This window comes from Salinirubrum litoreum, from assembly GCF_020567425.1.
Taxonomy (GTDB): Archaea; Halobacteriota; Halobacteria; order Halobacteriales; family Haloferacaceae; genus Salinirubrum; species Salinirubrum litoreum.
The window spans coordinates 1,086,227-1,106,150 of sequence record NZ_JAJCVJ010000001.1 but is presented as its reverse complement, the minus strand read 5'-3'; the positions used below and the strand labels follow the sequence as shown (position 1 = coordinate 1,106,150).

Here is a 19,924-nt window from a genome sequence, read left to right as displayed (position 1 = left end):
AACTGATGAGTCGCACACGCCCAGGTGAGTCCGAACTCTCGAAGGACGTCATCTTCTCGATGCTGTCGAATCAGCGGCGGCGACACGTCCTCCACTATCTGAAGCGGAACGACGGACCGGCGACGATCAGAGACCTCGCCGAACAGATCGCCGCGTGGGAGAACGGGGTCGAGATTCAGGCACTGAACTACAAACAGCGCAAGCGGGTGTACACGTCGCTCCACCAGACACACCTGCCGAAGTTGGACGACTGCGGTATCGTGGAGTACAACCGTGATCGCGGTGTCGTCACGCTGACCGAGAAGGTCAGCGAACTGGACGTGTACCTCGAAGTCGTCCCGAAGAACGACATCCCGTGGAGCGACTACTACCTCGGACTAGCCGGGGTCGGTCTCGCGCTCGTGGTCGCTGCGTGGCTCGACATCGCACCGTTCACGCTCCTGCCGGACATCGCCTACGCCGCACTCGTGACGGTCGTCCTCGGTATCTCGGCCGGCTTCCACGCACTCAACAGTCGCCGGAACCTGCTCGGCGGCACCGACCGGCCGGCCGACGCCGGGCCGCCGACCGCGGGCACGACCGGTGCCGACGACGACTGACCGCCCCCCGACCATCGCCGCCGCCGAGAGCGAACTCGTTCGTCTCCGTCCCCAGTTCACCAACTCCGAGACCCGAACGTTGAAGCCCGCGACGACACCTCTTGTCGTACGTGTCCACGACCCACGGCCGCCTCGGCGTCCTCGGACGCTCCGTTCCGGTCCGGACCCTCCTCGCACTGACGACACTGGTCGCGACGGTCGCGACCGCCGGGAGTCTCTACTTCAGCCTCGGACTCGGCCTCGTCCCGTGTGAACTCTGCTGGTACCAGCGCATCCTGATGTACCCGTTGGTCGTGATCCTCGGCGTGGCGAGTCTCGACGAGCGAGCGACCGTCTACCGGACGGCACTCCCCCTCTCGCTGTTCGGCCTCGTCGTCGCGGGCTACCACACGATTCTCCAGATATCGCCGTCTGTCGGCGGGACCTGTTCCGTCGGCGGTGGCTGTACGTCGATCCAGTACACCCTGCTCGGTGGCCTGCTGACCATCCCACGCCTGTCGCTCGTCGCCTTCACGCTGATCTCGGTCGGGTTGGTCGCGCTGCTGGTCGGCGACCGGTGAGACAGCCGAGAGAGAGAGTGACGCAGGCGCAGGCCGGCGCAGTCAGTACTTCGCGTCCGCGCCGGTCTGCTCGTAGATGCGGTCCATCAGGCTGTCGCGCTCTCGTTGCCAGTTCGACAGCGACTCGGGCCGGTCCGGATACCGGCCGTAGTGGTCGATCAACTGCTCTGCGAGGCGCTTGGTCCGGTAGAACTTGTAGATCACGTCCCAGTAGCCGAAGCTCTCGACGGCAGTCTGCAGAACCAGTTTCGGTCCCATCGAGGTCTGCCCGGAGTAGAGCGCCTCGGCCAGTTTCTCGCCCGGCAGGGCCGCCAGCAGGCCCATCAGGTCGTCCACGTCGACGGCGGTCGAGAGGATGTTGTAGACGTCCAGTCCGGCGTACCGGCCGCCGAAGTGGTCCATCACGCGCTCGTTGTAGTGCCAGAGGGCGTCCTCGCTCACGTCGTCCTGTTCGATTGCCCGGACGGCCTGCTCGCCCGCGTACTTGCCGGCGTAGGCGGCCCCGGCGATGCCCCCGCCGGTCGTCGGGTTGACGTGGCCCGCCGAGTCGCCGGCCGCGATGAAGCCGGGGGCGACCGCCGAGTCGTAGGGTCGCCGCGTCGGGAGGGCCGCGCCGAGTTTGTCCTTCACCTCCGCGCCCTCGAACTCGGGGCGCGTCTGGAGGTCGCGTTTGAGGTCGTCGACCAGTTTCATCGGTTCCTCGTTCATCTGGAAGCCGAGACCGGCGTTGATCTCCGTCTCGGTGCGCGGGAAGTACCAGAGGTAGCCCGCCGCGCGCTCGGTCGGCTTGAAGACGAGGGCGTCGGACCACTCGACCGGTTCCTCGACCTCGACGACCTCGCGGTAGGCCGAACAGAACTGCGAGTAGGAGACGTTCGTGTCGAAGGTCGCCTCGGAGAGGTCGGCCTTGTCCTGCAGGATCGACAGCGCGCCCGCGCCGTCGATGGTGACCTCGGCGTCGTACTCGACGGGGTCACCCTTCCGGATCGCCTTCACGCCGGTCACGCGGCCGTCCTCCTGGGTCACGTCCTGGACGACGGTGTCGTAGTGGAACTCGACGCCCACCTCCTCCGCGCCGGCGATTATCTTCCGGCCGTACTCGTGGCGGTCGATGACCGCGAGTTCGCCGGGCACCGGAATCTCCAAGACGGTGTCGTGTGAGGGAATCTCGAAGCGGCCGTGGTCGACGCCGGTGTTGGTGAACGCCGACTCGATCTTGGACTTCGGGATCGCCTCGGGGAAGGCGTCGGCACCCTTCAGCGCGTCGCCGCAGGCGATGTGACCGGCCTCCTCGGCGGTCTTTCGCTCGACGACGACGACGTCGAGTCCCTCGCGGGCCATCGTCGCACCGGCGTAACAGCCGGCGGTTCCCGCGCCGACGATAACGGCGTCGTACTCGTGGGTCGTCATTGCCCTATCTGACCGACGACGGGGCAAAACTCTTTATCCCCGATTGCGTCCTTCCCGGGAGGACGGGAGTCGAATAGAAGCTTTTTGTCGGGAGTCGCCGAACGCCGAAGCATGACCGAGTACACCGTCGAGTTCGTCGGCACCGGCGAGACGATCCAGGTGTCCGACAAAGAGCCGATCCTCAAAGCCTGCATCCGGGAGGGGATCGCACAGGAGTACTCCTGTCGCGTCGGGATGTGTCTCGCCTGTTCTGCGGAGATTCTGGAGGGCGAGGTCCACCAGGAGATCGTCAAGAAACGGGGCCTCACGGAGGAGGAAGCCGAGAAGTACGCGCTGACGTGCATGGCTCGGCCCGCCAGCGACCTGAAGTTGGATCGCGGGAAGTACCCGCCGAGCATCGAGTCGGACGCCGCCGGCGTGAGCGAGGCGGCCGCAGACGACGACTGAGTCGCTCACTGGTGACTGTCGCCGCGTCCCGACCGGTCACTCGCTACCGGTCGGGGAGAGAGCGTCCCGGCCGGTCATTCCCTACCGGTCGGGGACAGCGCACCACAGGCCGTACACTTCAGCACCGTCGCCCCCTGTTCGTCCTGCAATCGCGTGTCCGGCAGGCCACACTCCGGGCAGACGACGAAAGCGTCGGTGTACTCCTCGATGGCCGCGGCGACGCGGGACTGTTTGAAGTCGCCGGTGAACCGGGCACGGCCGCTCTCGTCGATGTGTGCGCTCGTCCCGAGTTCGTTCTGGAGGAACTTCATCACGTGTTGCTCGTCGCGGTCCAGTCGGTCCACCGTCGCCTGGAAGTTCTCGTAGACCGTGACGTTCCCCTCGGCCCGGATCTCGGGATCGGGCACCTCGAAACGGGACCCCGTCTCCTCGATGTCGGGCGTCTCCGAGATCGCTCTGTCGAGTTGGTCGTCGTAGTCCATACCCGGTGGCAGTCGGTCGCCGGAGTAAAACTTCACGACTCCGGTGGCTGTCCGCGAACGGACACGTGTCACTACGACTGACGACGAACTGACAGTAGGGGCGGGCTTCCCCCGCGACGGGTCGGTAGCGTCCCGAACGAACGACCCTGTAGGATTGTCGATCTGACGCTCGGTTGTGAATAGACGCGTGTTAACGACACTCAAGATAGTAATATAACCCTTCAGTCGCAACGCTCTGTTGCTCATGAAGAAGCAGGAGCTCATTCACCTTCACGGCCTGCTTGCCGAGGTACACGAGCAGTGTGAGGCATGGACAGACGACGAAGACATCGACCTGACCGAGTACAACGAACTCGGTGTTCGACCGACTTCGATCCACAAGTCGAAGACAGACCACAAAGCCGCCGTTTTCAAACTGGCGAAGGGCATCACCGGATCGGTCGCGGAAGGTGAGACCGAAGCCGTCGCCCCGAAAGCCGACTGACTCTCTGCGGACGCGACGACTCCTCCGACGACCCTACACCCGCCAGCGACTGCACCGGCACTCGCCGACTACGGCGCCCCGGCGACGACCGACGACCGTCCCCGGCGACAGGAACCTGTCACTACCGATCGGTGGACGACAAAAAAGGACCGACAGCGTCGGTGTCAGTCTTCCACGAGATCGTCGAACTCGGGGAGGAGATCGTCGTCCTCGTCCTCGTCGGTCTCGGTGTCTGCGGTCGTGTCCTCGGAGTCGTCCTCATCGGGGACGTCTTCGACTTCGAGGACCTTCAGCGGGATGTTCTCCAGTCGTTGCCCGATCTCCTTGCGGGCGATCCGACTGGCGTGCTCGTGGCGTTCGACGTTGAACACGGTCATCTCCAGTTCGAGGGCGACCAACGCCTCGTCGGCCGCGACGAACGCTGGCGGTAGTTCATCACCACTCGGCGAGGTCCGGGAACCCATGTCGATCTCGACGTAGTTGAGGTCGGGATTCAACATCTCTCCCGTCTTCGAGATGGCGATCCGGATGGCTTCGTCCTCGTTCGCCACGTCGTAGACCGGAACGGCCGCTTCGACGACGACTCTGCAATCCATGGGTACGTGATAGTAGGCCATGGGAACGTATCAAACTTGGCCCGAACCCCTCGATTCGTGTGTTTCGGAGCCCCTGCCGCCGGATCACGCGAACCGATTACCACGGCTGTAGTGGTGCGTTCCACCTGCTCTCGTCGCCGGTGGTGGGGGTCACTCCCCGCCAGCCCGCAAGAAGTAAAAGACGTAGGTCTGCGCGTAACCGGCGTACTCGCCGCCGAACTGCTCGCGGATCGCCCGCGAGGTCTCGGTGTAGTTGCCCCGGTCGCAGTCGGGGTAGTGGTCGGCGATGGCGGTTCTGATCCACGTGTCCAGCGGGACCGCTTCGAGGAAGCCCAGCGAGAAGAGCAGGACGCAGTCGGCCACCTTGTCGCCGACGCCGACGAACTGCGTGAGGTACTCGCGGGCGTCCTCGTACGCCAACTCCTGTGCCTCACTCGGATGTGCCTCGCCGTCGGCGACCATCTCGGCGGTGCGCTGGACGTACGGCGCGCGGTAGCCCAGCGAGAGGTCACGTAGTTCGCCCTCGGTGCGGGCCGCGAGTTGGTCCGGCGTCGGGAAGGCGTGGTACGTCTCGCCGTCGAACGAGACCCGATCGCCGTATTCCTCTGCCAGCGAGACCTGCATCCCGTGGATGCGCGAGACGCGCATCTGTGCCGAACAGATGAAGGAGATCAGGCAGGCGAAGGGCGGGTCGCGGACGAGTCGCATCCCCCGGTAGGTGTCGTAGGCGTCCGCCAGCAGGGGATCGTCGGTCGTCGCCCCGAGGACGGCGTCGAGGTCGTCGTCCAGTCGCAGGAGGTGCGTGAGAATCGGGACCGCGTCGGTCGACGACTCCCACTCCAGCACTCCGTCGTGCTGGCGCACCCGGACTACGGCGCGGTCGTTGCCCACTGGATCGAGTTCGGGGACGACCGTCTCGTACCAGTGGTCGCCGCCGTGAGCCGACATCGTCTCGTACATCTGACCGTCGCCGCGCCGCCAGAGGTAGCTCTGGCCGCTCTCGACGGTCGCTTGCAGGTCGAAGCCGCCGGCCAACTCGTCGAGTGGGATCGCCCCGCGTTCCATCGGGAGAGTGGAGGGACGGCGCGGGTATGCCGCTTTCGACTCTCCGCGAGTCGGTCGCCCTCGCGTCCCTCCGTCGTCATCGGCGAGTCGGGGTCCGAATCTCGAACATTCAAGAGGGCACCCCGACAACGACCGGGTATGTTCCCACTCGCCACGACGGGCGAACCCCTGCCCATCGCCGAGACCGGTGCCGTCGTTCTGATCGTCAGCCTGCTGCTCGCGGTCGGCTGGGTGCTGTACCTCTATCGGTAGTCGCCCGGCCCGGCGACTGCTCGTTTTCCCCCGGTGCATCTATGCCGCAGACAGCCGAAACACCGGTCATGCCACGCGAGGTCACGCTCGACGCGCGGGGACCCCGGTTTCTGGACGCCGACGACGTCGACCCCGAGAAGGGCGACGTCGCCGTCTGTCAGTGCGGACTCAGCGACGAGTTCCCGTTCTGTGACGGGAGCCACCGCGCGACCGAAGACGAGGCCGAGGACCGTCGGTACAAGTACGTCGACGGCGAGCGACGCGAGATCGCACGCATCGAGTTCGCCGACGAATCGAGCGACGACGACGCTGGCGGCAGTCCGACCGACGACGACTGACCGCCGGTGGAGCGAGAGCTTTTAAAGTCGGCGGTGTTATCCTGAGCCATGATATCACTGGACGACGCCGTGACGGCCCGACTGGAGTCACACGGGGCACGGTTCGAGGTGCTGGTCGATCCGGACGCCGCCTTGGCGATCAAACGCGACGAGTTCGACGGCGAACTGGAAGACGTGATCGCCGCCGAGGACGTGTTCGAGGACGCGTCTCGCGGTGATCGCCCGGCCGAGTCCGACCTGAAGAAGGTGTTCGACACGACCGACCCGCTGGAGATCATCCCGCAGGTCATCAGGAAGGGAGAGATCCAGATCACGGCCGACCAGCGCCGGAAGATGCAAGAACAGAAGCGCAAGCAGTTGATCAACCGGATCGCCCGGAACGCGGTCAACCCGCAGATGGACGACGCGCCGCACCCCCCGGACCGGATCGACCGGGCGTTAGAGGAGGCCGGCTTCACCATCGACCCGATGGAACCGGTCGAGTCGCAGGTGGACGACGCGCTGGACGCCCTCCGGCCGGTCATCCCGATCCGCTTCGCCGAGGTGACCGTCGCGGTGTCGGTCCCCGCGAACTACGCCGGGAGCGCGCAGGCCCGCATCCGGAAGTACGGCGATCTGGAGCGCGAGGAGTGGCAGAACGACGGCTCGTGGATCGGCGTGCTGACCTTCCCGGCCGGGATGCAGAACGACTTCTACGACATGGTGAACGACATCACCAGCGGTGAGGCCGAGACCCGGATCGTGAAGGACAAAGACGAGATCAGTACGCGCTGAGGCGGGCGGTTCGGCGGGTGGTGAGCAGTGTGGCGGTTCGAGACCGGACGGCGGACGCGGCAATCAGGCGGTGATCCACTCGGGCGAGTCGGACGCGATCCACGCGTCCGCGTTGCCGACCTCGCGGAGTTCTAGCCAGCCGTCGGTACAGAAGATCGCCTTACATTCGTGGTGTCGTTGCGTCATGGCAGTGGTGGCCGACGGCGACCCGTGTCGCCTGTCGTGTGTTACCAACTCTCTCTGACGACTGCGACCCACATCACTACGCGCCCCGTACTACTGAACTAACGACACACTAGGCGACGACAGCGACTGCTTACTCCGACGACCGGTCAGAAACCGTTCACGACTGCGGGGCCGGCGCGGGACGGCGTAGGTCGACAGAGGACGACGACGAGACGCACCACGCCTCGGTGTACGGTCCGTCGTCACCGTCTCGCTGTTTCCGAATCACCGGTTGAGTCCGTCGCTGGAGGACGAAATGGGTCGATACCGCTGGGTTCGTCGGCCGAGGACGGTTCGCGGGCGGTCCGAGACTCGGGGGGTCGCCGTCGAGTGATCAGTTCGTCAGGGGCATCCCGTAGCTCGTCTCCTCCTCGCAGACGACCTGCCAGGTGCCCTCACACTCACAGGACACCTGCTCGAACACCGAGGGGTCCTGCCGGAGGTCGAAGTCCTTGATCGCCGTCTGGACGCGGTCGTCGCACTCGCCGCAGTTGTGCGGGCCGCGCTCGGAGCCGTGGCCGACCGGGTCGGAGACCACGATGGCGTCCGCGTCGGCGGTGTCGCGCAGGACCTCGGCGACCGACCAGAGCCACGGCGGGCGGTAGCCACCGCGGAAGTGCAGGTCGTCGACCATCGTGTACCGCTGGACGTTACAGGGGTTCATCGACACGGTGTGACAGTACTCTGCGCACTTCCGGATCGAGCGTTTCATGTCCTCGATCGCTTCGGCTTCCGAGAGGAACGCGGGCTTCATCAGCAGATACGCCTTGATCCCCGCGCCGGCCGCTTCGGCCTCCTCGCTCGCGGCGACGAAGTCCTCGAAGTCGAAGTACTTGTTCACGCAGTCGTGGCGCACGCGGTCGGTCGCCGTCTCCAGGCCGACGGCCACGTCGGTCGCCAACCCCTGCTCGGTGAAGTCGGCGAGTTTCTCCTGCTCGACGAAGTCCGGCAGGCTCTCCACGACGATGCGCTCGCGGTCGCCGAAGGTCTCGGCGATGGCTCGCCGCGTCTCCGCGCCGACCTCGCGTTCGTCGAGGAACGACCCGGAGGTGTAGATCTTGATCAGGCCCGACCGCTCGTCGGCGTTCTCCTGTTCGTGGTCGAGACAGACGTCGATCTGGTCCATGAGGGCGTCGTGGGAGACGCTCCCGCCCTCGACCGACTCGGCGACGTAGCCGCACATCGTACACCCGCCGGCGCGGGCCCAGCGACAGCCGCCGGTGTTGAGGATGATGGTGAGACTCTGGTAGACCCCGTCGGGCGTGTTGTCCTCGTCGATCCAGACCCGGGTGGGTTCGTGCGGGTCGTAGTGTTTCTGCTTCTCGGCGCGGATCTCGCGCATCACCGCGTTGTGCGCGTCCATCCCGCGTCCCTGCTCGTAGACTTCGGGACTCGGTTGACTCATTGTCCCGGGGTTGTCGTCGGGTGCGTAAGTCCGCTTCGACTGGTGTGTCTCGGAGTGACTGCCGGTGTCGGTCGGACACACCTCGACCGGCCGACCGCGGCGCACGTTCGGTCACTGCCCCGGGCGCTCGATCCGGATACGTCACCGACTCACACCCCGAGCGGCGCTGTAAACCCTTATGTGCAGGCACGCACCATCCTCAGTCCGTATGAGCGATCTCCCCGACGAGTTCAACTGCACCGTCACCAACTGGGAGTACATCTACGGACTGTGCCGCGACGTGAGCGACGACGTGAAGGCCTCGGAGTTCGAGCCGGACGTGATCGTCGCACTCGCCCGTGGCGGCTGGTTCGCGGGGCGGTGTATCTGCGACTTCCTCGGGTTGGACGACCTGACGAGCCTGAAGATGGAACACTACGTCGGGACCGCACAGAAGGCCGGCGAACCCGAAGTGCGCTACCCGATGCCGGAGGGGAGCGTCGAGGGGAAGGACGTGCTGATCATCGACGACATCGCCGACACCGGCGGGTCGATCAAGCGCGCCGACGAGTACGTCAACGACCGCAACCCCGGCGAGGTCCGCACCGCGACGCTCCAACTGCTCGGCACCAGCGAGTTCGAACCGGACTACGTCGGCGAGCGACTGGAGGAGTGGGCGTGGATCGTCTACCCGTGGAACTTCATCGAGGACATGATCGACCTCGTCTCGGGTGTGATGGACAAAGCCGACGAGGAGACCTTCGAGAAGGCCGACATCCGGCACTACCTCGCGGAGTTCCACGACCTCCAGCGCATCGAGATGGAGATCGCCCAGGCGGGGCGACTGGACGAGGTCCTCACCGAGATGGAACGTCGGGGGATCGTCGACGCCACCGACGGCGCGTGGCGACTGCTCGAGAACGAAGGGCTCGGAGCCTGAAGCGACGAGCCACGACTCACGACGACTACTTCTCGGCCCGGCGCAGTCCGGCGACGATCCGGTCCCGGTAGAGGTAGCTGAACAGCGAGACGACCGAGACCGCCCCGAGGAGCCACAGCGCGGCAGTCGCTCGCCCGGCCGCCAGATCGGCCCCTGCCACGGCGACCAGCAGGAACCCCGGTGCGCGCCCGACGACCGCGACGGCGACCAGCCGCCGGATCGGGATACGCGTCAGCCCCGCCAGAAAACAGACCGCGTCGTCCGGCAGGCCGGGGATCAGGAAGACCAGAAAGAGTCCCGGCAATCCCGCAGAATCGACGAGGTCGTCGAACTCGGCGACCGTCTCGGGGACGATCATACGCTCGACGTACGGCCGGCCGTACCGCCGCGAGAGGACGAAGACGACCGTACTCCCGAGTGCGACGCCGAGCAGACTGTACACCGTCCCCCAGACCGGGCCGAACAGGTACCCGCCGACGAGTCCGACGATCTGCCCCGGAATCGGCGCGACCACGACCTGTGTCGCCTGCAGGAGCACGAACACGACCGGGGCGAGCGATCCGAACCCGAGGACGAACGCCCGGAGCGCCGACGGATCGAGCAGTTCGGGCGCGACAACCCGGAGCGCGAGTGTGGCTCCCGCGAACAGCACGACGAGGAGGCCGACACGAGAGAGGGTGCGGTTCCGATGTGTCGGCGTGGCGAACAGCTTCACTGTCTACGGTGTCTCCGGCGGGTGGCTTAGTCGTGGTGTCGCAGTCGGCCGCGGTGTCGCAGTCGGCCGTGGTGTCGGTTGTCGGTTGTCGGGTGCCGGTCGGTCGGCCACACGCGTCCGAATTTGGCCCCGGAGTCAGGCGAACACGTCGTCGAACGCACCGGCACCGAGTGGCTCGAACGTCCCGCTGGCGACGTTCTCGGCGACGTGTGCCGGCGTCCCCGTCCCGACCAGCGAGCAGGTGACGCCGGGCGCACTCCGGGCGAAGTTGATCGCACGCTGGGCGTGTGTGTCACCCGACAGACGCTCGTCCACCTCGGCGGGAATCGACTTCGCGAGGTCGCCCTGCCCGATGCTGGCGCTGGTGAAGGCGTCCAGTCCGACCTCGTGTGCGTACCGGAGCGCACTGGTCGCGGCGTCCGTGGTCTCGCTCCCCGACCCGCTCTCGTGAACCTCCCGCGTCACCGCGTCGGCCATCGTCACGTTGAACGGGAGTTGGATCGCCTGCAGGCCGGAGTCGTCGGCACCGACCGAGTCGGCGGCACGCTCGGCCCGGCGGACGACCGCCGGGAGCGAGAGGTAGCTGTCGTGGTCCGGCGGGACCCGGAACGCCTCCCACGTCGCCACGCCGTAGTACCGGAGGTCGCCCTCGGCCCGGCGCTCCTCCAGTCGCTCGAAGGCCGCCTCCAGGCGGTCGTACACCGCCGACTCGGACCGGACGCGGCGCTGTGTCTCGGGGTTGTGGACGTAGTAGAGGTCGACCGAGTCGAGGCCGAGGTTGTCGAGCGACCAGTCGAGTTGCGTGTCGAGGAACTCCGGCGCGATGCAGTGGCTCCCGACCGCGAGGTCGTCCGGATCGACCAGTCCAGACCGAAGAAACTCCTCGCGGACGTAGCTCGCGGGGTCGTCGGGTCGGTCGCCGTCGAACGGGAGGAAGCCACCCTTCGTCGCCACGACCACCTCGTCGCGGTCGGCAGACGACTGCCGGAGTGCCTCGCCGACCACGCGCTCGGAGCGCTGACACCGGTAGTTGATCGCGGTGTCGAGGACGTTGATCCCGGAGTCGAGCGCGGTGGTGATCGCCTCGCGGTAGGCGTCGTCCGCCTCGTCGGTCGGGTCGCCGAGGTAGGTGCCGACGCCGACGCTGGAGCAGACACCGTCGCCGAACCGGCGGAAGTAGGTGCGGGCGAAGCTGTCGCCGAATCGGTCGCGGTACCGCCACGTTCCCTCGCGTGTCGCCATGCCCGGATGGTGGTGGCCGGGCGGCATAGGCTGTGTGACTCGCCGGCGTCCCGTCCCGACCGCCTCAGTCGAACCCGGAGATCAGCGTCACGAGCCACTGTGTGGGATCACCCTGCCGCCGGACCTCGACACGCTCGATCCACTTCACCCACTGGAACCCCCGTCTGCCGGGGGCGACGAGTCGCATCGGGAACCCGTGGCCGTGGCTCAGTCGCTCCCCGCCGACGTGCGTCGCCAGCAGGGCGTCGCGTGCCTCCTCGATCGGCAGACTCCACCGGTAGCCCGTCACCGAGACGAACCGGACGTACCGCGCGTCCTCGCTCGGTCCAGCGGCATCCAGCAGATCACCGACGCGCACCCCCCGCCAGTCCTGTTCGGTGTACCAGCCACTCGTGCAGTCCAGCAGGGCACGCAGTTCGCTGTCGGCCGCGACCCCGCCCTGTGGGGGGTCGTCGTCGGCACCCGAGACGACAGCCTCCGGCCCGAAGGACAGTGACTCCGCGACCAGTCCCTCGACGCGCACCTCCCAGTCGTCCGGCGGAATCGGGTCAGGATCGTCCGCGACCCAACTCGTCGGCGGGAACGCGGCGTTGCCGGTCGTCCCCGGGTCGCTGGCGGGTTTCGACCCGGTGAACCGCCGGTCCGCGCCGGGCGTGTCGAAGACGCGGTTCGCGGTCTCCTGTGCCCGGTAGAACAGGGCACCCCCGACCAACAGACCGGTGTACTGGAGCGCGGTCCGCCGCCCCTCGAAGTCGACGCGGCGCGGGACCCGCCAGCGCGCCCGGAGGTGGAGGAAGACGAGCGGTATCAGGACGAGCCCGAGGCCGATGTGGACGTTCATCGCGTTCCACAGCAGGAAGTCGAAGTCGCCGCCCATCACCCAGAAGAAGCCGGTGCCGAGCGCGAGGATGGCGATCACGGCCGCCAGTACCGAAATCGCGGTCGTCCGGTCCCACAGCCTGCGGTCCGTGATCCGGTGGCGCACTCGGCGGAGTTTGAACACGAGGAGGACGACCAGTGCGGGACCGACGACCGCGTGGACGTCGAACAGGAGCCACTGGCTCGGGTCGCCCGCAGTCAGACTCACCATCCCGGTGACGAACTCCACGAGGACGAGCGCGAAGATGGACCAGTCCACGACCCGCGGTCGTGGCTCGGCGCGGGCGAGTAGCGACCGGAGGCGCGCGGCGAGCCTCGGCGTGTCGGGGCCCGCGTCGCCCGAAGTCGACATACCATCCGTAGGGAGTCGACACGGAAATCGGTTTCCGGTGGTCGTCGGGTCGAGGGGTGAACCGCCGCCGGTGCACCGTCGCTCGGCGGTCCCGTTAGCCTTTAGCCGGGCGGCACCGAACGCCGGGTAATGACCGCGCAGGCGCTCGAACAGCGCGACTACGCCGTCGTCATCGGACTGGAGGTCCACGTCCAGTTGGAGACGGCGACGAAGATCTTCTGTGGCTGTTCGACCGAACCCGAAGAAGACGAGGAACCGAACACCCGGACGTGCCCGGTCTGTCTCGGGCTGCCGGGCGCACTCCCGGTACTGAACGAAGGGGCAGTCGAGGCGGCCGTCAAGATCGGCAAGGCACTCGACGCCGACGTCGCCGAGGACACCCGGTTCCACCGGAAGAACTACTACTACCCCGACCTCCCGAAGAACTTCCAGATCACGCAGTACGACGCCCCGATCTGTGCCGACGGAACGCTTGAAGTGTCGGTGGAGGGCGAGCGCCGCGAGATCACGATCCGGCGTGCCCACCTCGAAGAAGACCCCGGCAGTCTCCAGCACAAGGGCGGGTCCATCGACTCTGCCGAGTACACGCTGGTCAACTACAACCGCGCCGGCACGCCGCTGATGGAGATCGTCACGAACCCGGACTTCCGCAGTCCGAAGGAGACCCGCAGGTTCCTCTCGAAACTGGAGGAGGTACTGGAGTATCTCGGCGTCTTCGACGCCTCACGCGACGGGAGTCTCAGGATCGACGCGAACATCTCGCTGGTGCCCGAGGACGACGTGGACGACGACGGCACGATCCCGGAGTCGGCTCTGGAGGCGGCGAACCGCACCGAGGTCAAGAACATCTCCAGTCACAAGGGCGCAGAGCAGGCGCTGGCCTACGAGGTCACCCGCCAGAAGAACGCGCTCCAGCGCGGCCGGGCGGTCGAACAGGAGACCCGCCACTGGGACGAGGGTCGCGGCGTCACGGTCTCGATGCGCTCGAAGGAAGAAGAGAAGGACTACCGCTACTTCCGCGAGGCCGACCTCCCGCCGCTCCAGGTCGCCCACTGGAAGGCGGAGATCTCGATTCCGGAACTGCCGGACGCTCGCCGCGAGCGCTTCCGCGAGGAGTACGGTCTCGACGCGGAGTCGGCGTCGAAGCTCACGAGTCGGAAGGCGGTCGCGGACTTCTACGAGGACGTGGCCAGCCAGTTCGACCCGGACCTGGCGGCGACGTGGGTCGCGGACAACCTGCTCGGCGAACTGAACTACCGCGACATGACCGTCGACGACGTGACCGGCCGACTGGACGAGTTCACGCGCCTGATCGAACTCGTCGCCGAGGGCGAGATCACGACGAAGAACGCCGAGGAGACGGTCCTCCGGCAGATGCTCGACGAGGGCGACGACCCCGAGACGATCATCGACCGCGAGGGACTCGGCAAGGCCGACGACGACGAGGTGTCACAGGCGGTCGAAGCAGCCATCGAGGAGAACCCCGACGCCGTCGAAGACTACCACGCCGGCGAGGGTGGCGCGCTGAACTTCCTCGTCGGGCAGGTGATGCAGAAGACCGGCGGCAGCGCCGACCCCGGCGCGGTGAACGGGCTGTTGCGGGATCGGCTCGACGGGTGAGGAGTCTGTGGCGGTAGCGACGCCGATCGAGTGGGTCGTGAGGATCTCGGGTGGGGCGTCGTGAACTCCGAGGGGTGAACTCCCCTCTCGGCGTCTCGCAGCCAGTAGATCGTGGTAGTCGTCTCGCGGCCCGACGACGGCACCACACGTCCGTCAGATCACGAGGACGATCCCGGTGACGAACATCAACAGCGTGATCGCGCCGAGCACCAGGCCGAGCAGGTCCTTCTCCGACATACCCGAGACCACGGACCCCAGCGTCAAAGAGCCGTTGGTTCCGTGGGCGACCGTCGACCTCCGACGACTCCGGACGACACGAGAACGCACGTGACGCCCCGACTCCGGCGAACCGATCCCGAAACCGCTAATCCGCGTCGGTCCAATCTCTCGGTGTGAGCAGACGCAACTGGGACGGGCCACGCTTCGTGCTCCTGCTGTACGTCCTCCTCGTCGGCGTCGCCGGCACCGCCGGCTTCCTGACCGCGACGTTCGTGGACGGCCTCGAACGCCCCGCGTACCTCTTTCTGGTCGAGTTCCCCGCGACGCAACTCGGCTTCGCCGCCTACGGTGCACTGACCATCGCCACCGTCCTCGGCATCCCCCTGCTACTGGTCGTCATCGTCTCCCAGAACATCGACGACGAGGCGCGCGTGGAGTGAGGCCCGGCGTCGCGCCGCCCGCCTTCCGTGACCCGAGAATCGCCCAAACGACTAAGCCGTATCCGGCAGACCCTGTGAGTATGTACCACGTCGTACTCGGTGTCGACGAAGACGAGGAGCGGGCGCTCGCGTGTGCCGAACAGGTCGCCGACCTGCCGGGCGATCCGGGAGAGGTGTCGGTCACGATCATCCACAGTTTCACGGACAACCCCAGCGGCGCGTCCGCGACCCAGATCCACTCGGTGCGGAAGGTCGGCGAGTTCTTCGACGACCACGGCATCGACTACGAGGTGACCGAGTCCAGTGGCGACCCCGCGACCGCGATCATCGAACTCGCAGACGAGGAAGACGCGGACCTGATCGTCGTCGCCGGGCGGAAGCGGTCCCCCGCCGGGAAGGCGCTGTTCGGTTCCGTCACACAGGACGTGATCCTGCGGGCCGGTCGCCCGGTGATGGTCGCCGGCACGGCGAAGAAAGCGTAACCCCGGTCGGCCGACGACTCAGCCGTAGATCTCCGTGAACTGTTCGTCGAGTTGCGCGGCGGTCCGTCGACCGGTCTCCGACTCCACGAGTTCCCCGTCACGAAAGCAGAGCACCGCCGGCGCGGCGTTCACCTCGAACTCTCGCCGGAACGCAGACACGACGCCGCCGTCCACGCCGGCGACCGCGACGGCGTCCGGCACCGCCGCCAGGATCTCGTCGAGATCGTTCTTCATCGCGTCACAGGGCGCACAGCCCGTCTTCCAGACCGTCACCACGGCGTCCGGGTGCTCGGCGAGAAACGACTCGTAGTCCTCGTCGTCGATCTCACGGAGCGTCGGCGGCACCGCACTCGCCGGCCCGATGGTCGCCGCGAGTCGCGCGAGCATCGCCAGTCGGAGCGTGTCCGGCGGGTCGTCGAGGAACGACCGGAGCGAGAGGAACGCGATCAGTTCGTCGCGCGTGACGCCTTGCTCGTCGATCTCCTCGTCTGCCGTCGCCGGATCGAGGTCGAACACGTCCACGAGCGTCTCGCGGAACTGCGCCTCCGAGCTACCGGCGTAGGTGTCGTGGTACACGCTACGCGTCTCCTCGTAGTCGGGCGTGGTCTCCAGCGTCCCGTCGTCGTGTTCGACGACGACGCCGGTCTCGATCAGGTGATCCACCAGCGCGTCGGTGTCGGGTGCCTGCGCCACGGTCAGACCCCCAGATAGCGCTCGCGGGTCTCGTCGTCGGCCCGGAGTTCCTCGGCAGTGCCGTCGAAGACGATCTGCCCCTGGTCGATCACGTAGGCGCTGTCGGCGATCTTGATCGCCGCGGCCGCGTTCTGTTCCACGAGCAGGATCGTCGTGCCGGCCTCCCGGATGCGCTGGACCGCCGACTCGACGTTCTCGATGATCTTCGGTGCCAGCCCCTCGTAGGGTTCGTCCAGCAGCAGCAGGTCTGTGTTCTGTTTCAGCGCGCGGGCGATGGCGAGCATCTGCTGTTCGCCCCCCGACAGCGTCCCGGCCTTCTGGCCCTTCCGCTCTTCGAGGCGCGGGAAGTCGTCGTAGATCTGCTCGGTGCTCGCGCCGCTGTGTTTGAACTGGACGTTCCGCCGCCACGTGTTCGACTTGTTGTTGACGACCTCCGCGAGATGCAGGTTCTCCGCGACGGTCAGGTTCGGGAAGATGCGCCGCTCCTCGGGCACCAGCGAGATGCCGCGAACCGACACGTCCTCCGCCGGCATCGACGTGATGTCGCTCCCGTCGAAGGAGATGGACCCGCCGCGAACCTCCGGCGGTGTCGCGCCCGAGATGGTCCGGAGGGTGGTCGTCTTCCCAGCACCGTTCCGACCGAGCAGCGCACAGATCTCGCCCTCCTCGACCGACAGCGAGAGGTCGCGCAGGATGTGACTCTGGCCGTAGTAGGCGTCGACGTTCCGCATGTCGAGCAGGCTCACAGTTCGACACCTCCGAGATACGCCTCCTGCACGTCGGGGTGCCCGCGGATCTCGTCGGGTGTCCCCTCCGCGATCACCTGACCGCGATTCAACACGATGATTCGATCCGAGATACTGAAGACGATCTCCATGTCGTGTTCGACCAGGAGGAACGTCAGCCCGAGTTCCCGTTTCACTTCCTCGATGAGGTCGACCGTCGCCTGTGTCTCCTCCGGGGACATCCCGGCGGTCGGTTCGTCCATCAACAGCATGTCCGGTTCGGAGGCCAGCGCGATGCCGATCTCCAGGCGACGCTTGTCGCCGTAGGGCAACGCCTGCGCCTCGGTGTCGGCCTGTCCGAGTAGACCGACCGCGTCCAGCGTGTCGCGGGTGCGCGCTTCGACTTCGGGGTACGCCCCTCGCCGCCGGAGGAAGTTCAGCCGGAACGAGCCGTGTTCGGCCGCGAACGCGGCGATCTGTGCGTTCTCCTCGACGGTCATCTCCGGGAAGATGGAGGCCGTCTGGAACGACTTCGAGATGCCGTTCTGGACGACCTCGTGGGCGTCGAGTCCGAGGATGGACTCGCCCTTGAACCGGATGTCGCCGCTGGTCGGGTCCAGTCGGCGCGTGATGAGGTTGATGAGCGTCGACTTCCCCGCCCCGTTCGGGCCGATCAGCGAGACGCGCTCGTCCTCCTCGATGGAGACGCTCACGTCGTCGGTCGCCACGAGGCCACCGAACTCCTTCACCAGCGAGTCGATCTCGAGGAGACTCACCGCTTCCCACCTCGACTGAACGTCTCGACCGTGCGGTCACGCGCCCCGGACAGCTTCGTCCGGACGCGTGCTTTCGCGGCCTCGCGGTCGGTCACCGCGAGGACGACGAACCCGGTCAGGTCCTCGATCATCCCCCAGATACCGCGGGGGAAGCCGACGACGACGACGACGAACACCAGTCCCAGCAGGATGTGCCAGTAGACGCCGAAGTTCGAGATGAGCACGATCTCGGTGAAGGGGATCGTCAGCGCCTCCATCCCGCTGACGATGTTCTCGACGTAGAGGTAGACGCCCGCGCCGAAGATCGGCCCGAACAGCGACCCCACCCCGCCGAGCACGGTCATGATGACGATCTCGCCGGACTCGGTCCAGTAGAGCGATTCGAGCGGGACGTAGTTGCCGTGGATCGTGAAGAGGCTCCCGGCGACACCCGCGAAAGCACCCGAGAGGACGAACGACATCAGCTTGTAGCGCCAGACGTTCAGGCCGACGAACTCGGCGCGCTGTTCGTTCTCACGGATCGCTCTGAACACCGTGCCGTACGGCGAGTTGAGGATGCGGTAGGCGAACCAGATGGCTCCCACGGTGAACACCGCGACGAAGACGTAGAGCCACTCTCCGAGTAACATGTGGAACGGCGCTTCGGTCCCGAGGTCCAGCACACCGAGCAGGGGCGTGATCTCGACGCTCGTGAAGCCGTTCTCCCCGTTCGTGAGGAACGCCAGCGGCGAGGAGGCCATGTAGAACAGCATCTGTGCGAACGCCAGCGTCAGGATGGAGAAGTAGATCCCACCCCGCCGCAGGGAGAGGAAGCCGAGGACCCACGCGAACAGCACCGCGAAGGTGGTCCCCGCGAGGACGACCAACAGCGGTTCGCCCGTGACCTCGGCGCTGAAGATCCCGGCCGCGTAGGCCGCACCGCCCCAGAAGGCGGCGTGACCGAAGGAGAGCAGGCCGGTGTAGCCGAGCAGGAGGTCGAACCCGATGGCGAAGATGGCCCAGATGAGCATCAGCGTCGCCAGTCCCCGGTAGCCGTCCAGCACGTCGGAGACGACCGGCGCCTCCGCGAACAGCCACGGGAACACCGCGACCGCGAGCGTGGCGACGACGATCACGACGACCTCCTCGCCGATGCCGTCGGTGAAGGCCTCGTATCGTTCGACGAGCGAGACGCCGGCACCGGTCGTCTCGTCGGTCGGACTCCCGACTTCGTCGCTCATCCCGTCACCTCCTCACCGAACAGGCCCTCCGGACGCGTGAGCAGGACGACCGCCGCGAGCGCGTAGATGCCGACCTGCGCCCACGACGACCAGACGATCTCGGTGCCGGCGACCGTCACCTGCGGGAGTGGTGCGCCGACGAGTATCGAGAACACCATCCCGATCAGGATGCCGCCGACGACCGCCCCCCGGATCGAGCCGACCCCCCCGATGACGACGACGAGGAACGCCGGGACCAGCACGCCGGTCCCGATGTTGGGGTTGACGTTCTCCAAGGGTGCGCCGACGACGCCGGCCACGCCGGCCAGCGCCGCGCCGATCCCGAACATGACGATGTACGGCCGGGTCAGTTTGATCCCGAGCAGTTCGACCATCTCGGGGTCCTGCGTCCCGGCCCGGACGATCAGACCGAAGTCGGTGTACTCGACCAGCAACCAGACCAGTGCGACGAGTACCGCCGTGATCCCGATGACGTAGAGCCGCCAGACCGGGAAGTTGCCGACGACGGGGAGCATGACCGGCCCCGACGCCCACGCCGGACGCGCGAAGTCGATACTCTGCCCGCCGAAGAGGACGCGGAACAGTTCCTGGACGATGATCGCCAGCCCGAAGGTGACGAGAATCTGGTCGGTGTCGGGCCGGTCGTAGAACGGTCTGGCGACGAACCGCTCCATGCCGAGGCCGACGACGAAGACGAACAGGGGAACGAGGATCAGCGCCGGGAGGAAGCCCCAGCCCAGCCCGATGGTCTGGAAGCCCCACTCCCTGAGGAGTCCGTTCGAGAGATCGATCTCCAGCGTGATCAACAGGCCCGCGTACGCGCCGATGAGGTACAGCGCGCCGTGGGCGAAGTTGACGAACCGGAGCGTCCCGAGGATGATCGACAGCCCGATAGCGACGAGAATGTAGATCGCACCCGTCTGGAGTCCGTTCAGGAGGATGCCGGCGATGTCGGCCGCGAGCGTCACCGCTCGTCACCCCCTGCCGGCTCACGCGGAGCGCGAA

The 19,924-nt window shown here is 66.7% G+C and carries 24 protein-coding genes; 10 read left to right on the top strand and 14 right to left on the bottom strand.

What is annotated here, in order from left to right:
- The first annotated feature begins 5 nt into the window (after nucleotides 1-5).
- Both LI337_RS05475 and LI337_RS05470 read left to right on the top strand, forming a co-directional pair.
- Nucleotides 6-599, top strand: coding sequence for a DUF7344 domain-containing protein (locus LI337_RS05475; RefSeq protein WP_227228740.1), 594 nt, complete (start codon nucleotides 6-8; stop codon nucleotides 597-599).
- Between the two features lie 110 nt (nucleotides 600-709).
- Nucleotides 710-1,159, top strand: coding sequence for a disulfide bond formation protein B (locus LI337_RS05470; protein WP_227228739.1), 450 nt, complete (start codon nucleotides 710-712; stop codon nucleotides 1,157-1,159).
- 42 nt (nucleotides 1,160-1,201) lie between these two features.
- On the opposite strand, the gene LI337_RS05465 is transcribed toward LI337_RS05470, so the two are convergent.
- The gene (locus tag LI337_RS05465; RefSeq protein ID WP_227228738.1) at nucleotides 1,202-2,569 is read right to left on the bottom strand and encodes a geranylgeranyl reductase family protein; all 1,368 of its coding nucleotides are present in this window, start codon (nucleotides 2,567-2,569) and stop codon (nucleotides 1,202-1,204) included.
- A gap of 111 nt (nucleotides 2,570-2,680) precedes the next feature.
- Here LI337_RS05465 and LI337_RS05460 point away from each other — a divergent pair, with 111 nt between their 5' ends.
- The gene (locus LI337_RS05460) at nucleotides 2,681-3,016 is read left to right on the top strand and encodes a 2Fe-2S iron-sulfur cluster-binding protein (protein ID WP_227228737.1); all 336 of its coding nucleotides are present in this window, start codon (nucleotides 2,681-2,683) and stop codon (nucleotides 3,014-3,016) included.
- 74 nt (nucleotides 3,017-3,090) lie between these two features.
- Here LI337_RS05460 and LI337_RS05455 read toward each other — a convergent pair whose 3' ends face one another.
- Nucleotides 3,091-3,498, bottom strand: a complete 408-nt coding sequence (locus LI337_RS05455) for a translation initiation factor IF-2 subunit beta (protein WP_227228736.1) — start codon at nucleotides 3,496-3,498, stop codon at nucleotides 3,091-3,093.
- Between the two features lie 244 nt (nucleotides 3,499-3,742).
- Between LI337_RS05455 and LI337_RS05450 the strand changes: the two genes are divergently transcribed.
- A complete protein-coding gene (locus LI337_RS05450; RefSeq protein WP_227228735.1) occupies nucleotides 3,743-3,982 on the top strand; it encodes a UPF0058 family protein in 240 nt (79 codons plus the stop codon).
- A gap of 164 nt (nucleotides 3,983-4,146) precedes the next feature.
- On the opposite strand, the gene LI337_RS05445 is transcribed toward LI337_RS05450, so the two are convergent.
- A complete protein-coding gene (locus LI337_RS05445) occupies nucleotides 4,147-4,578 on the bottom strand; it encodes a DUF555 domain-containing protein (protein WP_227228734.1) in 432 nt (143 codons plus the stop codon).
- Between the two features lie 150 nt (nucleotides 4,579-4,728).
- Complete coding sequence (locus tag LI337_RS05440) at nucleotides 4,729-5,643, bottom strand: DNA-3-methyladenine glycosylase family protein (RefSeq protein WP_227228733.1); 915 nt, start codon at nucleotides 5,641-5,643, stop codon at nucleotides 4,729-4,731.
- Between the two features lie 320 nt (nucleotides 5,644-5,963).
- Here LI337_RS05440 and LI337_RS05435 point away from each other — a divergent pair, with 320 nt between their 5' ends.
- Nucleotides 5,964-6,233 carry a CDGSH iron-sulfur domain-containing protein gene (locus LI337_RS05435; protein WP_227228732.1) on the top strand — a complete coding sequence of 90 codons (270 nt, stop codon included), beginning with the start codon at nucleotides 5,964-5,966 and terminating at the stop codon, nucleotides 6,231-6,233.
- A gap of 48 nt (nucleotides 6,234-6,281) precedes the next feature.
- Nucleotides 6,282-7,007, top strand: a complete 726-nt coding sequence (locus LI337_RS05430; RefSeq protein ID WP_227228731.1) for a ribosome assembly factor SBDS — start codon at nucleotides 6,282-6,284, stop codon at nucleotides 7,005-7,007.
- A gap of 63 nt (nucleotides 7,008-7,070) precedes the next feature.
- On the opposite strand, the gene LI337_RS19860 is transcribed toward LI337_RS05430, so the two are convergent.
- Both LI337_RS19860 and LI337_RS05425 read right to left on the bottom strand, forming a co-directional pair.
- The gene (locus LI337_RS19860; protein ID WP_264474851.1) at nucleotides 7,071-7,193 is read right to left on the bottom strand and encodes a hypothetical protein; all 123 of its coding nucleotides are present in this window, start codon (nucleotides 7,191-7,193) and stop codon (nucleotides 7,071-7,073) included.
- A gap of 373 nt (nucleotides 7,194-7,566) precedes the next feature.
- Nucleotides 7,567-8,637, bottom strand: coding sequence for an archaeosine biosynthesis radical SAM protein RaSEA (locus LI337_RS05425; RefSeq protein ID WP_227228730.1), 1,071 nt, complete (start codon nucleotides 8,635-8,637; stop codon nucleotides 7,567-7,569).
- Nucleotides 8,638-8,845: 208 nt separating this feature from the next.
- Between LI337_RS05425 and LI337_RS05420 the strand changes: the two genes are divergently transcribed.
- Nucleotides 8,846-9,556 carry a phosphoribosyltransferase gene (locus tag LI337_RS05420; RefSeq protein WP_227228729.1) on the top strand — a complete coding sequence of 237 codons (711 nt, stop codon included), beginning with the start codon at nucleotides 8,846-8,848 and terminating at the stop codon, nucleotides 9,554-9,556.
- 25 nt (nucleotides 9,557-9,581) lie between these two features.
- On the opposite strand, the gene LI337_RS05415 is transcribed toward LI337_RS05420, so the two are convergent.
- From LI337_RS05415 to LI337_RS05405, 3 genes are all read right to left on the bottom strand, one after another.
- A complete protein-coding gene (locus tag LI337_RS05415) occupies nucleotides 9,582-10,271 on the bottom strand; it encodes a TVP38/TMEM64 family protein (protein WP_227228728.1) in 690 nt (229 codons plus the stop codon).
- Between the two features lie 135 nt (nucleotides 10,272-10,406).
- On the bottom strand, nucleotides 10,407-11,513 hold the full coding sequence (locus LI337_RS05410; RefSeq protein ID WP_227228727.1) for an aldo/keto reductase: 1,107 nt from the start codon (nucleotides 11,511-11,513) through the stop codon (nucleotides 10,407-10,409).
- Between the two features lie 64 nt (nucleotides 11,514-11,577).
- The gene (locus LI337_RS05405; RefSeq protein ID WP_227228726.1) at nucleotides 11,578-12,744 is read right to left on the bottom strand and encodes a molybdopterin-dependent oxidoreductase; all 1,167 of its coding nucleotides are present in this window, start codon (nucleotides 12,742-12,744) and stop codon (nucleotides 11,578-11,580) included.
- Nucleotides 12,745-12,873: 129 nt separating this feature from the next.
- Here LI337_RS05405 and gatB point away from each other — a divergent pair, with 129 nt between their 5' ends.
- The 3 genes from gatB (at nucleotide 12,874) to LI337_RS05390 (ending at nucleotide 15,505) form a co-directional block, all read left to right on the top strand.
- Nucleotides 12,874-14,364, top strand: a complete 1,491-nt coding sequence (gene gatB / locus LI337_RS05400) for an Asp-tRNA(Asn)/Glu-tRNA(Gln) amidotransferase subunit GatB (protein WP_227228725.1) — start codon at nucleotides 12,874-12,876, stop codon at nucleotides 14,362-14,364.
- A gap of 392 nt (nucleotides 14,365-14,756) precedes the next feature.
- The gene (locus LI337_RS05395; RefSeq protein WP_227228724.1) at nucleotides 14,757-15,023 is read left to right on the top strand and encodes a DUF7520 family protein; all 267 of its coding nucleotides are present in this window, start codon (nucleotides 14,757-14,759) and stop codon (nucleotides 15,021-15,023) included.
- Nucleotides 15,024-15,103: 80 nt separating this feature from the next.
- A complete protein-coding gene (locus tag LI337_RS05390; RefSeq protein WP_227228723.1) occupies nucleotides 15,104-15,505 on the top strand; it encodes a universal stress protein in 402 nt (133 codons plus the stop codon).
- 18 nt (nucleotides 15,506-15,523) lie between these two features.
- On the opposite strand, the gene LI337_RS20065 is transcribed toward LI337_RS05390, so the two are convergent.
- Genes LI337_RS20065 through LI337_RS05365 form a run of 5 tightly spaced genes read right to left on the bottom strand, consistent with a single transcriptional unit; the run spans nucleotide 15,524 to nucleotide 19,887 of the window.
- The gene (locus LI337_RS20065) at nucleotides 15,524-16,198 is read right to left on the bottom strand and encodes a thioredoxin family protein (protein WP_227228722.1); all 675 of its coding nucleotides are present in this window, start codon (nucleotides 16,196-16,198) and stop codon (nucleotides 15,524-15,526) included.
- Between the two features lie 2 nt (nucleotides 16,199-16,200).
- Nucleotides 16,201-16,929 carry an ABC transporter ATP-binding protein gene (locus tag LI337_RS05380; RefSeq protein WP_264474950.1) on the bottom strand — a complete coding sequence of 243 codons (729 nt, stop codon included), beginning with the start codon at nucleotides 16,927-16,929 and terminating at the stop codon, nucleotides 16,201-16,203.
- 11 nt (nucleotides 16,930-16,940) lie between these two features.
- Nucleotides 16,941-17,699: an ABC transporter ATP-binding protein gene (locus LI337_RS05375; RefSeq protein WP_227228720.1), complete on the bottom strand. Its 759-nt coding sequence runs from the start codon at nucleotides 17,697-17,699 to the stop codon at nucleotides 16,941-16,943.
- A complete protein-coding gene (locus tag LI337_RS05370) occupies nucleotides 17,696-18,919 on the bottom strand; it encodes a branched-chain amino acid ABC transporter permease (protein ID WP_227228718.1) in 1,224 nt (407 codons plus the stop codon). The genes LI337_RS05375 and LI337_RS05370 overlap by 4 nt, the downstream gene beginning before the upstream one ends.
- The gene (locus LI337_RS05365) at nucleotides 18,916-19,887 is read right to left on the bottom strand and encodes a branched-chain amino acid ABC transporter permease (RefSeq protein ID WP_227228717.1); all 972 of its coding nucleotides are present in this window, start codon (nucleotides 19,885-19,887) and stop codon (nucleotides 18,916-18,918) included. The genes LI337_RS05370 and LI337_RS05365 overlap by 4 nt, the downstream gene beginning before the upstream one ends.
- Nucleotides 19,888-19,924 lie beyond the last annotated feature (37 nt).